The organism is Monashia sp. HAY1-11D, from assembly GCF_056868035.1.
In genome coordinates, this window is sequence record NZ_CP200320.1 from 3,193,126 (window position 1) to 3,207,282 (window position 14,157).

Genomic DNA, 14,157 nt, shown 5'->3' on the forward strand with positions numbered 1-14,157 from the left:
CGCCCCGACGCGTCGCTTGCGGAGCGGCCGCTGATGCGTCATGGTGCCGGAGTGACGGGTGTGACCGCCGGGACCGCGGCAGGCGACGACGGCACCGTCACGCCTTCGGCGCCGCGTGGCGACGAGGGTCCGCCGTCGGTGGCCTCGGTCGAGGAGCTGCACGGTGAGGTGCTCCACGCCTTCTCCCGCCACCTCGGAGCCGAGAGGGGCCGCTCGGTCCACACCCGTCGGGCCTATCTGGGCGACGTCCGCCACCTGCTGGGCTTCGCGGCAGCTCGGGGCGTCACCGACGTCGCCGAGCTGCGGATCGGTGACCTGCGTGGCTGGCTCGGCGAGCAGGCGGACGGTGGCGCCGCGCGCGCCACGATCGCCCGCAGGGCCGCCGCCGCCCGCACGTTCCTCCGGTGGGCCGAGCACACCGGTCGGATCCCGTCGGACCCGTCGGTCCGGCTGGTCGCTCCCAAACGCACGTCCTCGCTGCCCGGTGTCCTCAAGCAGGGCGAGGCGAGCCAGCTGCTGAGCCTGGCCGCGACCCGCGCCGACGACGAGGACCCGATCCACGTCCGCGACCGTGCCGTGCTGGAGCTGCTGTACGCCAGCGGGATCCGGGTCGGTGAGCTCGCCGCCCTGGACGTGGACGACCTCGACCTCGGTCAGGGAACGGTCCGGGTCCTGGGCAAGGGCGCGAAGGAACGCATCGTCCCGTTCGGGGCGCCCGCAGCGAGCGCCCTCGAGGCATGGCTGACCGTCCGCCCGAGGCTCGCCGGCGAGCGCTCGGGGCCGGCCCTGTTCCTCGGCCGCCGCGGGCGGCGCGTCGATGCTCGGCAGGTGCGCAGCGTCGTCCACGAGCTGCTCTCGCACCTTCCCGAGGCCCCGGACCTCGGCCCGCACGGCCTGCGGCACAGCGCTGCCACGCACCTGCTCGAGGGTGGCGCCGATCTGCGCATGGTGCAGGAGATCCTGGGCCACGCCAGCCTGGCCACCACGCAGATCTACACGCACGTGTCGGTGGACCGGCTCCGGCGCAGCTACGAACAGGCCCATCCCCGAGCGTGACCGGCGTCCGACCGCCCCCTCAGCCGAGGGGAAGCAGGACGATGGGCGCCCGGCGGACGAAGGCCAGCGGGTCGAGGTACTGCCGACCGCGCAGCACGCCCCAGTGCAGGCACGTCCGTGGCGAGCAGTGCCCGGGCGCGGCGGTCACCGTGCCGACCCGCTCGCCGCGAGCGACGGCCCCTCCGACCCCGACCGTGGCCGCGACCGGCTCGAAGGTGCTGCGCAGACCACCGGAGTGGGACACGACGACGACGCCCCGCCCGGCCAGCACGCCGGCCCACGTCACGGTTCCGGCCTCGGGGGACCGCACGGGCTGCCCGACCGTCGCTGCGAGGTCGACGCCGCGATGACCGGCGCCCCATGGCTCCTCGGGCGGGTCGAAGCGGCCCTCGACGACGGGATAAGGGTGCAGCGGCCAGGACCACGGGCCCTGGCGAACGGGCGCGGTTGCCGCCGGTGCGGGGGCCGACGTGGCGGCCGAGCGGGTCGGCGGTGGGGCCGCCCAGGGTGCCGCACCCAGGGAGGCCGCGCCGACGGCGACGCCGGCCACGAGCGCGGACAGTGCAGAACCGAGGGCCATGCCTCCATCCTCGGCAGCGCACCGGCCGGCGCCCAGGCGCCGAGAGCCGGGCTGTGGACGACGTCCCGCCCGGCAGGCAGGTGTGGACGGCCGGCGGGGCTGGTGGTGCGGTCAGCGACCGGCGGCGGCGAGGCGGCGGCTGGCCTCGCGGAGCACCTCGTCCTTCTTGCAGAAGGCGAACCGGATCAGCGTCCGGGCTGCGTCCGCGTCGTCGTGAAACACCGAGACCGGCACGCCGACGACGCCGGCGAGGTCGGGGAGGCGTCGGGCGAACTCCAGTCCGTCGACAGCCCCCAGCGGAGCGGCGTCCGCGATGACGAAGTACGTGCCGCCAGGTCGGGCCACTGCGAGGCCCGACTCGGCCAGGGCAGAGCAGAGCAGGTCGCGCTTGGTCTGCAGCGACTCCCGCAGCGAGGCGTAGACGTCGTCACCGAGGCCGAGGGCCACCGCGACGGCGGGCTGGAAGGGACCGGACGCGACGAACGTGAGGAACTGCTTGACGGTGCGTGCGGCCGCCACGGCCTCGGCCGGTCCGGTGAGCCAGCCGACCTTCCAGCCGGTCGCCGAGAACGTCTTGCCCCCGGAGCTGATGGTGATGGTCCGCTCGGCCATGCCGGGCAGCGTCGCCATCGGCACGTGCTCGGCGCCGTCGAAGACGAGGTGCTCGTACACCTCGTCGGTGACGACCCAGGCGTCGTGCTCGCGCGCGAGCGAGGCGATGAGCTCGAGCTCGGCGCGCGTGAACACCTTTCCCGTCGGGTTGTGCGGCGTGTTGAGCAGCACGAGCCGGGTGCGGGCCGAGAACGCGGATCGCAGCGACGCCTCGTCGACCGCGAAGTCGGGGAAGCGCAGCACCGAGGTCCGACGCGTCGCGCCGGCAAGGGCGATCGTGGCGGCGTACGAGTCGTAGTACGGCTCGAAGGTGACGACCTCGTCCCCGGGCTCGCAGAGGGCGAGCACGACCGCCGCGATCGCCTCGGTGGCACCGGCCGTGACGAGGACCTCGGAGGCCGGATCGACGCGGAGCCCGTAGAAGCGCGCCTGGTGGGCAGCGACGGCATCGAGCAGCTCGGGCACGCCCGGGCCGGGCGGGTACTGGTTGCGCCCGCCGTCGATCGCGGCCTTCGCCGCGTCGAGCATCTCGCGGGGACCGTCGGTGTCGGGAAAGCCCTGCCCGAGGTTGATGGCGCCGGTGCGAACGGCCAGCGCCGACATCTCCGCGAAGATCGTCGTACCGAACGGCGTCATGCGGGAGATCAGCGGTGAGCCCATGCGCCCGACCCTACCCAGCGCCGTGGTGGTCAGGAGCCGAGGCCGCAGGCGGTGACGCGGTACAGCGTGTAGTCGCCGACGGTGCGCACCTTCTCGACGCCGGGGTTGGCATCGAGGTCGGTGAGGCCCGAGGTGCGCTCGGGCAGGTCGAGCCAGTACACGTGCGGCGAGCCGATGGCCCAGCGGATGTCGTGCCGGGCGAGGGCGGCGCACACGTCCGGGCGGTGCTCGAGGTCGTCGAAGCCGGTCCCGATGACGATCTCGTCGCCGGTGGTCGGGATGGGCAGGGAACGGTAGAGCGTGTTCGTGCCGAAGAGGGCGTACATGAGCGGCGAGCCGTTCTCCGGCCGGCCGACGACGCCCTGCCCTGCGGGGATGTCGGCCGCGAGGCTGCGCAGCGCGTCCTGAGCCTCGAAGGACAGGATGACCTTCCTCGCCTCGCCCGGTCGGAAGAACCCGGCGAGCATCTGCCCACGGGTGTGCGCGCTCCAGACGACCGTGAGCAGGGGCAGGAGCGCGATCGCCACCAGGGCGGCGAGGGCCGGTCGCGTGCGCACCACCGGCAGCCGCAGCAGGAGCACCCGCAAGGCCGGTGCCGCCGCCGCGACGAGGACGACGCCGGGCACGGCCGCGAGCGACGCGAGCCGGACCTTGTCGTTGTACCAGTATCCGGTGATGAGCGCGGTCCACGTCGCGGTCGACGAGGCCGCCATGACGTAGAGCGCGACGGCGGCCATCCACATGGCGACGACGGGGATCGCCGCACGCGCGCGCAGCAGGATCCACCCGATGCCGAGCACGATGAGCAGCAGGAGCCCCCAGAGCACCACGGAGATCTGCAGCCGTCCGCCGACGACCTCGACGAGGGCCGTCCAGACCGACACGCGCCCCGTCCACTCGTAGGACTGCGTCGACGCCAGCCGCGCCGACACCGTCGGTGCCACGACGAGCCCGCCCACGCCGACCGCGGCGACGACGACGAGGTCACGCGTCACGGTCCACCACGACGCATGGCCGAGCCATCCGGCGCGAAGCCGCGCCGTGACGAACCACACGAGCGCGAAGACGACGAGCGCCACGAGCGCGTTGGGCTGCACGAGCGCCAGCCCGGGCAGGGCCACGGCGAACCCGAGCCACTGGCCGACGCGCCGGGACCGGGCCGCCTGGAGCATGAGGGCGAGCGCACCGGGCGTGAGGGCGTTGGCCATGAGGTTGGGCCACAGCACGCCCCAGCCGAGCAGGATCGTGGGGAAGGAGACGAACGCGGCGGACGCGAAGCCGGCCGCGTACGTGACGAGCCGCGAGGTTCCGAGCGCATGCCGCACGAGGGCGACGCAGCCGAGCGGCCACACGAACGCGGCCAGCACGACGGTCGCCGCGTTGGTGCCGGCCAGGACGTGGGCTCCGCCCCACGGCAGCAGCGCGGTCGCGATCCAGGAGTGGAAACCGTTGGGGTAGAACGTCGGGTTGGCGACCGAGAAGTTGCCGGTCTCGAGGAACAGCCGGATGCGGTCGAGGTGGTAGACGGCATCGGGGCTGTCGACGAGCTCGTCCGGGCGTCCGATGGCCGGCAGGATCGTCACGAGCGCGATGACGACACCGATGACGAGGGCCACGACGGCATCGGGGTGTGGCCGCCCGAGAACGCGCCGGGCCGCCCCCACGTCGGGCTCCGGTCGCCCCGCCCGGCGCAGGACGCGGCGCGCGACGCCTGCGACGACCCACGCCGCCCCTGCCGCGACGACGGCGACGGCGAGGAGGGGGAGCAGCCCCCACCGGATGCCGACGCGCTGGACCACCGTGGTGGCGACGGCGACGACGGTGACCGACACGGCCGGGGCCACCGCGAAGGCCTCCATGCCGCGGGTGCCGAGGGCCCGCACGACGAGCCAGCCCGGCACGACGAGGACGGCGGTCAGGACGACGAGGACCGGGATCGTCTGGAACCAGCTGTCCCAACCCGTCGAGTTCGCCATGGCGGTCATTCTCGCCCGTCCGCGCGATTTCCCCGCAACCCGGGTCAGGCCGTACGATTGTCGGCGGTCACGTGTGCCCGCACACGCGACCGAATTCGCGCGTCTTCGTCCGGGCTCACGCCCGGGGCACGTCACGGCAGTCCCGACCACGTCGGGCGGGACGGGTCAAGGCGCCAGGAGTGCGGTTTGTGGAGGGCCGGGGAGACCCCGGTCGGACGCGTCGCCGCCTGACAACTGACAACACCCACACAAGGAGGACACGGCATGGCCGTCGTCACCATGCGCCAGCTCCTCGAGAGCGGCGTCCACTTCGGGCACCAGACCCGTCGCTGGAACCCCAAGATGAAGCGCTTCATCATGACGGAGCGCAACGGCATCTACATCATCGACCTGCAGCAGTCGCTGACGTACATCAACAACGCGTACGACTTCGTCAAGGAGACCGTGGCCCACGGCGGCACGATCCTCTTCGTCGGCACGAAGAAGCAGGCCCAGGAGCCGATCGCCGAGCAGGCGACGCGCGTCGGCATGCCGTACGTCAACCACCGCTGGCTCGGTGGCATGCTCACCAACTTCCAGACGATCTCCAAGCGCCTCACGCGCCTCAAGGAACTCGAGGAGCTGAACTTCGACGACGTGGCCGGCTCGGGCTACACGAAGAAGGAGCTGCTCATCCTCAAGCGCGAGAAGGACAAGCTCGAGAAGACGCTCGGCGGCATCCGCTCGATGTCCAAGGTCCCCTCGGCCGTGTGGATCGTCGACACGAAGAAGGAGCACCTCGCCGTCGACGAGGCGCGCAAGCTCGGCCTGCCGGTCATCGCGATCCTCGACACGAACTGCGACCCCGACGAGGTCGACTACAAGATCCCCGGCAACGACGACGCGATCCGCTCCGTCACGCTGCTGACGCGCGTCGTGGCCGACGCGGTCGCCGACGGCCTGGTCCAGCGCTCGTCCGGCAAGTCCGGTGGCGACGCCCAGGCCGAGGAGCCCCTGGCCGAGTGGGAGCGCGAGCTCTACGCGGACGCCGCTGCGGCCGACGCCGCCGAGGCCCCGGCCGAGGCAGCCACCGAGGCGCCCGCCGAGGTCCCGGCCGAGGCCGTCGCCGAGCAGGCCTGAGCCTGCTCGGGACCGCCACCCAGTCGAATCCCACTGACGAAAAGAGCGATACAGAGCATGGCGAACTACACCGCCGCTGACATCAAGGCCCTGCGCGAGCAGACCGGCGCCGGCATGATGGACGTCAAGAAGGCGCTCGACGAGGCCGAGGGCGACCGCGCCAAGGCCGTCGAGATCCTGCGCGTCAAGGGCCTCAAGGGCGTCACGAAGCGCGAGGGTCGCACGACCTCCAACGGCCTCGTGACCGCCAAGGCCGAGGACGGCGTCGGCACCCTCGTCGAGGTCCTCTGCGAGACCGACTTCGTCGCCAAGGGCGAGAAGTTCATCGCCCTCGCCGACGAGGTGCTCGAGCAGGCCGTCGCGGCCAAGGCCTCGAGCGCCGAGGAGCTCCTCGCGAGCACGACGCCCGACGGTCGCACCGTCCAGCAGCTGCTCGACGACGCGAACGCGACGATCGGCGAGAAGATCGAGATCAAGCGCGTCGCCCGCATCGAGGGTGCCAACGTCGCGGCCTACCTCCACAAGACGAGCCCCGACCTGCCCGCGCAGATCGGCGTCCTCGTCGCGATCGAGGGTGGCGACGACCAGGTCGGGCGGGACGTCGCGATGCACGTCGCGGCCTTCAGCCCGACCGTCCTCACGCGGGACGAGGTCGCGGCCGAGACGGTCGAGAACGAGCGCCGTGTCGCCGAGGCCACGGCCCGCGAGGAGGGCAAGCCCGAGGGCGCCCTCCCGAAGATCGTCGAGGGTCGCGTCAACGGCTTCTTCAAGGAGAACGTCCTGCTCGAGCAGCCGTTCGCCAAGGACGCCAAGAAGTCCGTCGGCAAGGTCCTCGAGGAGGCCGGCGCGTCCGCGACGTCCTTCGCCCGCTTCCGCGTGGGTCAGTGACGTCCGCCTGACGACCCGCCCGGCGCCCGGCGCCGGCGCACCGACCGATGCCGGTCGCCCCACGAGGGGCGGCCGGCATCGGTCTGTCCGGTGGCTCCGTCCACGGCCCACGGCCCACGGGCGACGGTGACCTTCACAGGATCTCCACACGTCGCACCGACGCCACCCGCGGGCCCGCTCCTAGAGTCAGGGGCATGAGCCAGGGGAACGATGCGCCGCCGGTCGCGACCGCGCGGGCGACGCTGCTCGTCGTCGAGGACGACCCGACGATCAACCAGGCCCTGACCGACCGGCTCGTGGCGGAGGGCTTCCGGGTCGTGCAGGCCCACGACGGGCCCGGCGCCGTCGCGCACCACGAGGAGCACCGGCCCGACCTCGTGCTCCTCGACCTCATGCTCCCGGGCTTCGACGGGCTCGAGGTGTGCCGCCGCATCCAGGCCCAGCGGCCCGTGCCCGTCCTCATGCTGACGGCCCGTGCCGACGAGACGGACCTGCTCGTCGGCCTCGGCGTCGGCGCCGACGACTACGTGACCAAGCCGTTCCGGATGCGCGAGGTCGTCGCCCGGGTCCGGGCGCTGCTGCGGCGCGTCGAGCGCGCCCGCGAGCTGGCGTCGGCGCTGCCGGGGCCGCTCCTCCTCGGGGCGCTCTCGGTCGACCGCGGCAGCCGGCGCGTGACCGTCGACGGCGCCGACGTGCACCTGACTCCGCTCGAGTTCGACCTGCTCCTCGCGCTGTGGGCCGAACCCGGGGTCGTGCGCACCCGCGACGAGCTCATGCGGGAGGTGTGGGGGTGGGCCGACGCCGGCCGCACCCGCACGCTCGACAGCCACGTCAAAGCCCTGCGGGCCAAGATCGGCGGGGACCGTGTCCGCACCGTCCACGGGGTGGGGTACGCGCTCGGGGTGGACGAGCCGTGACGCCGCCCGCCGATCCGGCCACCGGCCCGGCCGCCGCCCCGCCCGCCGACCCTCACGTCCACCGGCACCCGCCGGTGAACCCCGAGCGGCCGCTCGACGGCATCCGCTCGGTCAAGGCCAAGCTGGGCCTGCTCGTCGGGGCCAGCATCGTGGCCGCCATCGTCGTGGCCGAGGTCGGTGACCGGTCGGGGGTGCCCGGCTGGCTCACGCTCCCGGTCACGGTCGCCGCGGCCCTGGGCGTCACCCAGTGGCTCGCGCGGGGGATGACCTCGCCGCTGCGGGAGATGACCGACGCGGCCGCCCGGATGGCCACCGGCGACTACTCCCGACGCGTCACGGCGTCCTCCTCCGACGAGGTCGGCACGCTCGCCAAGGCCTTCAACACCATGGCCGGCGACCTCGCGTCCGCGGACCAGCAGCGGCGGCAGCTCGTCGCCACCGTGTCGCACGAGCTGCGCACGCCGCTCGCGGCCCAGCAGGCGCTGCTGGAGAACCTCGTCGACGGCGTCGTGCGACCGGACGACGACGTCCTGCGCGCGGCGCTCGCCCAGGCCGAGCGGCTCGGGGCGCTCGTCGGCGACCTGCTCGACCTCAGCCGCCTCGACGGCGGAGCCGACCGTCTCACCCTGGGGACGGTCCGCGTCGCCGACCTCGTCCGACGGGCGGTGGGGGAGGTCGGCGTCGGCGCGCCGGGCGGGCTCGGGCAGGGGCGACGCGTGCGGCACGAGGTGTGGCTCGAGCCGGCCGACCTGACGGTGACCGCTGACCCGGCGCGGCTCGCTCAGGTGCTGGCCAACCTGCTCGACAACGCGGCGCGGCACAGCCCCGAGGGCGGGACCGTCACGGTCCGCGCCGGCGAGGAGGGCGCCGACCGTTGGTGGCTCGAGGTGGCCGACGATGGGCCGGGGATCCCGCCGGAGCGCGCGGAGCGCGTCTTCGACCGGTTCGGTTCCGGCGAGGACGCAGGCGGCGGGACCGGCATCGGCCTGGCCATCGCCAGCTGGGTGTGCGAGCTGCACGGCGGGTCGATCGCGGCGCTTCCCTCCGACCCCGGGCGGCCCGGGGCCCGCGTCCGTGCCGTCCTGCCTCGTCACCCGAACGTCGTTGCGCCCGAACCAGACCCACGTCCGAAGGAGACCGTCATGTCGTCGTCCGTGCCCGTCCCGTCCACGGCCGGGGCACCGGGTGCTCCGGTGGCGACGCGGCCGGCGTCGCCGCCCGGGCCGCTCGTCGACACCCTCTTCGGTGACCTGTGGCCCGAGACCGGGCTGGGGCCACAGACCCGGCTGCTGCTCGCCTCCCTCGGGGTCGGCGTCCTCGCCGCGGTCCTCCTGCCGTACCGCAACCTCGGGGTCGCGTTCTGCGTGGTCCTGCTCCTCGGCGGCGCCCTCCTGTGGCACACGAGCGAACGGCGCCGCACGCCCTGGGGCATCGCGACGACGGTCGTCGGCGCCGGGCTGGCCACGCTCGCCGTCCTCCGGGCCGCCGAGTGGCTCACGGTCCTGGCCGTCCTCGTCGGCGTCGTGCTGACCGCCACCGCACTCACCGCCGCCAGGGGGCTGCCGGCGATCGTCGCCGGCGTCGCGTCGTGGCCGCTCTCGGCCCTGCGAGGGCTGCCGCTCCTCGGACGGACCGTCGCCGCCACGAGCCGGGTGACGGTCCTGTGGCCCGTCGTGCGCACCGCCGCCCTCTCGCTCGTCGCGCTCGTCGTGTTCGGCGGCCTGTTCGCCTCCGGTGACGCCGTCTTCGGGTCGTGGGCCGGCCACCTGGTGCCCCAGATCGCCTGGGACGGCCTCGTCGTCCGGTTCTTCGTCGGGTTCGTCGTGGGCGGGGCCCTGCTGGCAGCGACCTACGTCGCCCTCAACCCGCCGCAGGTCGGGCGGGTCGTCCTGCCCGCCGGTCGTCCCGTGGCGCGGGTCTGGGAGTGGGTCGTGCCGGTCGCTCTCGTCGTCCTCCTGTTCGTGGCCTTCGTCGTGGCGCAGGCCGCGGCCCTCTTCGGCGGGCACGACTACGTCCAGCGCACGACCGGCCTGACGTACGCCGACTACGTCCACCAGGGGTTCGGGCAGCTCACTGCCGCAACGCTGCTCATGCTGGTCACCGTCGCCATCGCCGTGCGCAAGGCGCCCCGCGCGAGCGCTCGCGACCGGCTCCTGCTGCGCGTCGTGCTCGGTGCCCTCTGCGCCCTGACGCTCGTCGTGGTCGCGTCGGCGCTGCACCGCCTGGACCTCTACCAGCAGGCCTACGGCTTCACCGTGCTGCGCCTGCTCGTCGTGGCGTTCGAGCTGTGGCTGGGGCTGCTCGTCGTGCTCGTCGTCGTGGCCGGTGTCCGGCTCGAGGGCTGGTGGCTGCCGCGCGCCGCGCTCATGTCGATGGCGGCGTTCGTCCTCGTCGGCGGCCTCGCCAACCCGGAGGCGTGGGTCGCCCAGCGCAACGTCGACCGCTACGCGGTGACCGGCGCGCTCGACGCCGCCTACCTGTCGACCCTGGGGCCCGACGCGGCACCGACGATCGTCGCGGGCCTGCCGAGGGCCGTGGCGTCGTGCATCGTGCAGCCCGACCCGACGGCTCGTGACGACGCCCTCGCATGGAACCTCGGACGGTCCCGGGCCGCGGCCCTGGCGGTCCAGGCGCCCTCGGGCGCGGAGTCAGCCAGGTGCGCCACCCTGCTGGCCAGGGGCCTGCACCACTGAGGCAGGATGGCCGGGTGCGTCGCGACATCGCCGAGCGCTTCGAGCTCGACCCGGCCCTGACCCACCTCAACCACGGCGCGTTCGGTGCGGTTCCGCGGGCCGTCCGCGAGGCCCAGGACCGGGCCAGGGCCAGGATCGAGGGCGCCCCGATGCGGGCCTTCCGCGACGAGCTGCCCGACGCCCTGGCAGCCGCGCGGCGGGAGGCGGCCGCGTTCGTCGGGGTGACCCCGGACTCCACGGCCCTCGTCCGCAACGTCACCGAGGCCGTCGGCGTCGTCCTGCAGGGGCTCGACGTCGGCCCCGGCGACGAGGTCGTCGTCAGCGACCACGGGTACCTCACGGCCGGATGGTCCGCCCAGGCGCGGGGGGCGAGTCTGCGCACCGCCTCCTTCCCGGTGGACGCCGCGCCGGACGACGTCGTCGCGGCCTTCGCCGCCGCGGTCACCGGCCGGACCCGGCTCGTCATGATCGACCACATCACCTCGCCGACGGCGCTCGTGCTGCCCGTCCGCGAGGTCGCGGCCGCGGTCGCCCCGGTCCCCGTCCTCGTCGACGCCGCGCACGTCCCGGGGGCGCTCCCGGGCACGGACGTCGAGTCCCTCGGCGTGGCGTTCTGGGCCGGCAACCTGCACAAGTGGTCCTACACGCCTCGCGCCGCGGCGACGCTCTGGGTGGCGCCGGAGCACCGCGACCGGATGCGTCCGCTCGTGACGTCGTGGAGCCACGGCCTGCCCTTCCCCGAGCGGTTCGACCTGCAGGGCACCGTCGACCACTCGGCATGGTTGGCCGTGCCCGACGGCCTCGCCGCCTGGCACGCCTTCGGCGGCTGGGACCAGGTGGAGCGCAACGCGCAGCTGCTCGTCCGTGGTGCCGAGCGCGTTCGCGTGGCCCTCGGCACCGCGATTCCACACGGCGGCCTGCCGTCGGCTCCGTGCCTGCGCCTCGTGGCCCTCCCGGAGGGGGTGGCCACGACCACCGAGCACGCCGAGAGCCTCTGGCAGGCGCTGCACGCGGCGGGTTTCGTCGTGCCGCCCGTCGCCTTCGGCGGACGCGGCTACCTGCGCCTGGCCGCGGCCCCGTACAACGACGAGGACGACTACGCGCGGCTCGCCGAGGCGCTGCCGGCCCTCGTGCGGCCCTGACGACGCCCCTTCGAGGGGTCCGGACGGGCCGGGTCAGGGCTCGATGCGGTCGATGCGGATCGGATGTGGAAAGATCGACCGACCCTGCGAACGCATCCCCCGAGGAGGCCCCGCGCCCATGACCGACGCCCACCCCACCCCGTTCCACCGGGTCCTCCTCAAGCTCTCCGGAGAGGTCTTCGGGGGTGGCCGCATCGGTCTGGACCCGGCCGTCGTCGCCGGGATCGCCAGGCAGATCGCCGAGGCCGTGCGCGGCGGCGTCCAGGTCTCGGTCGTCATCGGCGGCGGGAACTTCTTCCGCGGTGCCGAGCTGCAGCAGCGCGGCATGGACCGCACCCGGGCCGACTACATGGGGATGCTCGGCACCGTCATGAACTGCCTGGCCCTGCAGGACTTCCTCGAGAAGGAGGGCATCGAGACGCGCGTCCAGTCCGCGATCGCGATGCAGCAGGTCGCCGAGCCGTACATCCCGCGGCGCGCCATCCGCCACCTCGAGAAGAACCGTGTCGTCATCTTCGGCGCGGGTGCCGGCATGCCGTACTTCTCCACCGACACGGTCAGCGCCCAGCGTGCCCTCGAGACCAAGTGCGACGCCCTCCTCATCGCCAAGAGCGGCGTCGACGGCGTCTACACCGCCGACCCGAAGACCGACCCCACCGCGACGAAGTACGACACGCTGACCTTCGAGGAGGGCCTCGCGAACGGTCTGCGCATCGTCGACGCCGCTGCGTTCAGCCTCTGCATGGAGAACAAGCTGCCGATGGTCGTCTTCGGCATGGAAGGCGCCGGAAACATCACCCGTGCCCTGCTCGGTGAGAGGATCGGCACGCTGGTCACCAACGCCTGACCGGCTGGGCTGCGCCCCGCCGGCGCCGGCCCACGCCACGGACCATCCCCAGACACGCCAGCCACCCGCTCACGAGGGACGAGGAAGCCACACCGCCATGATCGAAGAGACGATGTTCGAGGCCGAGGAGAAGATGGACAAGGCCGTCGAGGTCCTCAAGGAGGACTTCGCGGGCATCCGCACCGGCCGGGCCAACCCGGGCCTGTTCAACAAGCTCACCGTCGAGTACTACGGCGCGCCGACCCCGCTGCAGCAGCTCGCCTCGTTCCAGAACCCCGAGCCCCGCACCATCCTCGTCATCCCGTTCGACAAGTCGGCCATGCACGCGATCGAGAAGGCCATCCGCGACTCGGACCTGGGTGTCAACCCGAGCAGCGACGGCAACCAGATCCGGTGCGTCATGCCGGAGCTGACCGAGGAGCGCCGGCGCGAGTACATCAAGCTCGCCCACGGCAAGGCCGAGGACGCGCGCGTCTCGGTGCGCAACATCCGCCGCAAGGCCAAGACCGACATCGACAAGCTCGTCAAGGACGGCGAGGTCGGCGAGGACGACGGCACCCGCGCCGAGAAGGAGCTCGACGGCCTGACCAAGAAGCACACCGACCTCGTCGACGGTCTCGTCAAGGCCAAGGAGGCCGAGCTGCTCGAGGTCTGACCTCGCGGCTCCACCCATGATGACGACCGACTCGCCGTCGGAGCCCGCGGACCGCCAGTCCGCGGCGCACCCGGCCGACGGCGGCGACGGGCTCCTCGAACCCGTGCCCTACGACCCCGCCCTCGACGACGTCGCCGGCCTGCCCGCCGGCGACGTCATCGAGAAGCGCCCGAGCCGCGCGGGCCGTGACCTGCCCGCGGCGATCGGCGTCGGCCTCGGCCTCGGTGTCGTCATCGTCGCGTCCCTGACGCTGTGGAAGCCGTCCTTCCTCGTCGTCGTCGTGCTGGCGGTGGGCGTCGGCATCTGGGAGATGCGCGGCGCCCTGCGGCACGCCGGCGTCCGGGCGCCGATCGTGCCGGCGCTCGCCGGGGCGGTGGGCATGGCGTGGGCGGCGTACGTCCACGGCCCGGGGGCGCTCACCGTCGCGTGGGCGCTGACCTGTCTGGCCGTGGTGCTGTGGCGCGGCACCGGGCGTCTCGACGGCGCCGGGCGGGACGTGCTCGGAGGCGTGTTCGTCGCCACCTACCCGACGTTCCTCGTCGGCTTCGCCATCCTCCTCCTCGCGCCCGAGGACGGTGTCGGACGCATGTTCGTCTTCCTCATCACGACGGTGTGCAGCGACGTCGGCGGCTACGCCGCGGGGGTGCTCTTCGGCCGGCACCCCATGGCACCGACGATCAGCCCGAAGAAGTCGTGGGAGGGCTTCGCCGGCTCGGTCGTGCTGTGCGTCGTCGGCGGCTCGCTGACCGTCCACTTCTTCCTCGGCCACGCGTGGGTCATCGGCGTGCTGCTCGGGGTGGGGGTGGCCGTGGCGGCGACCGTCGGTGACCTCATGGAGTCGCTCATCAAGCGTGACCTCGGCATCAAGGACATGTCCAACATCCTGCCGGGGCACGGCGGCATCATGGACCGCCTCGACTCGCTCGTCGTCGTCGCGCCCGTGGTGTGGACCGTGCTGACGCTGCTCGCCGCCCAGCCGTCCTGACCGGCTGGGTCGTTTTGACTCGGCCTG

12 protein-coding genes are annotated in these 14,157 nt (G+C 73.3%); 9 read left to right on the top strand and 3 right to left on the bottom strand.

Translation table 11 applies throughout. The features are described from left to right. Positions 1–51 precede the first annotated feature (51 nt). Positions 52–1,056, top strand: a complete 1,005-nt coding sequence (locus AC1VM9_RS14755) for a tyrosine recombinase XerC (RefSeq protein WP_481339227.1) — start codon at positions 52–54, stop codon at positions 1,054–1,056. A gap of 19 nt (positions 1,057–1,075) precedes the next feature. Here AC1VM9_RS14755 and AC1VM9_RS14760 read toward each other — a convergent pair whose 3' ends face one another. The 3 genes from AC1VM9_RS14760 to AC1VM9_RS14770 all read right to left on the bottom strand — a co-directional run bounded on the left by AC1VM9_RS14760 (position 1,076) and on the right by AC1VM9_RS14770 (position 4,884). Then, complete coding sequence (locus tag AC1VM9_RS14760; RefSeq protein WP_483123151.1) at positions 1,076–1,636, bottom strand: murein hydrolase activator EnvC family protein; 561 nt, start codon at positions 1,634–1,636, stop codon at positions 1,076–1,078. A gap of 111 nt (positions 1,637–1,747) precedes the next feature. Then, positions 1,748–2,908, bottom strand: coding sequence for a pyridoxal phosphate-dependent aminotransferase (locus AC1VM9_RS14765; protein ID WP_481345589.1), 1,161 nt, complete (start codon positions 2,906–2,908; stop codon positions 1,748–1,750). Between the two features lie 29 nt (positions 2,909–2,937). Continuing rightward, entirely contained in the window at positions 2,938–4,884 is a 1,947-nt protein-coding gene (locus AC1VM9_RS14770) for a DUF6541 family protein (protein ID WP_483123152.1), read from the bottom strand. Positions 4,885–5,148: 264 nt separating this feature from the next. Between AC1VM9_RS14770 and rpsB the strand changes: the two genes are divergently transcribed. The 8 genes from rpsB to AC1VM9_RS14810 all read left to right on the top strand — a co-directional run bounded on the left by rpsB (position 5,149) and on the right by AC1VM9_RS14810 (position 14,130). Further along, complete coding sequence (rpsB, locus tag AC1VM9_RS14775; RefSeq protein WP_483123154.1) at positions 5,149–6,003, top strand: 30S ribosomal protein S2; 855 nt, start codon at positions 5,149–5,151, stop codon at positions 6,001–6,003. A 57-nt stretch (positions 6,004–6,060) separates the two neighbouring features. Then, complete coding sequence (gene tsf / locus AC1VM9_RS14780) at positions 6,061–6,891, top strand: translation elongation factor Ts (RefSeq protein WP_481339237.1); 831 nt, start codon at positions 6,061–6,063, stop codon at positions 6,889–6,891. A gap of 194 nt (positions 6,892–7,085) precedes the next feature. Next, positions 7,086–7,808 (top strand): response regulator, encoded by a 723-nt coding sequence (locus tag AC1VM9_RS14785; RefSeq protein ID WP_483123155.1) that lies wholly within the window; start codon positions 7,086–7,088, stop codon positions 7,806–7,808. Then, the gene (locus AC1VM9_RS14790) at positions 7,805–10,501 is read left to right on the top strand and encodes a DUF4153 domain-containing protein (protein WP_483123156.1); all 2,697 of its coding nucleotides are present in this window, start codon (positions 7,805–7,807) and stop codon (positions 10,499–10,501) included. The genes AC1VM9_RS14785 and AC1VM9_RS14790 overlap by 4 nt, the downstream gene beginning before the upstream one ends. Before the next feature lie 14 nt (positions 10,502–10,515). Next, the gene (locus tag AC1VM9_RS14795; protein ID WP_481345592.1) at positions 10,516–11,643 is read left to right on the top strand and encodes an aminotransferase class V-fold PLP-dependent enzyme; all 1,128 of its coding nucleotides are present in this window, start codon (positions 10,516–10,518) and stop codon (positions 11,641–11,643) included. Between the two features lie 118 nt (positions 11,644–11,761). Then, the gene (gene pyrH, locus AC1VM9_RS14800; RefSeq protein ID WP_481339244.1) at positions 11,762–12,490 is read left to right on the top strand and encodes a UMP kinase; all 729 of its coding nucleotides are present in this window, start codon (positions 11,762–11,764) and stop codon (positions 12,488–12,490) included. A gap of 97 nt (positions 12,491–12,587) precedes the next feature. Further along, positions 12,588–13,145: a ribosome recycling factor gene (gene frr, locus AC1VM9_RS14805; protein WP_481339246.1), complete on the top strand. Its 558-nt coding sequence runs from the start codon at positions 12,588–12,590 to the stop codon at positions 13,143–13,145. 16 nt (positions 13,146–13,161) lie between these two features. Beyond that, entirely contained in the window at positions 13,162–14,130 is a 969-nt protein-coding gene (locus tag AC1VM9_RS14810; RefSeq protein WP_481339248.1) for a phosphatidate cytidylyltransferase, read from the top strand. Positions 14,131–14,157: the final 27 nt, after the last annotated feature.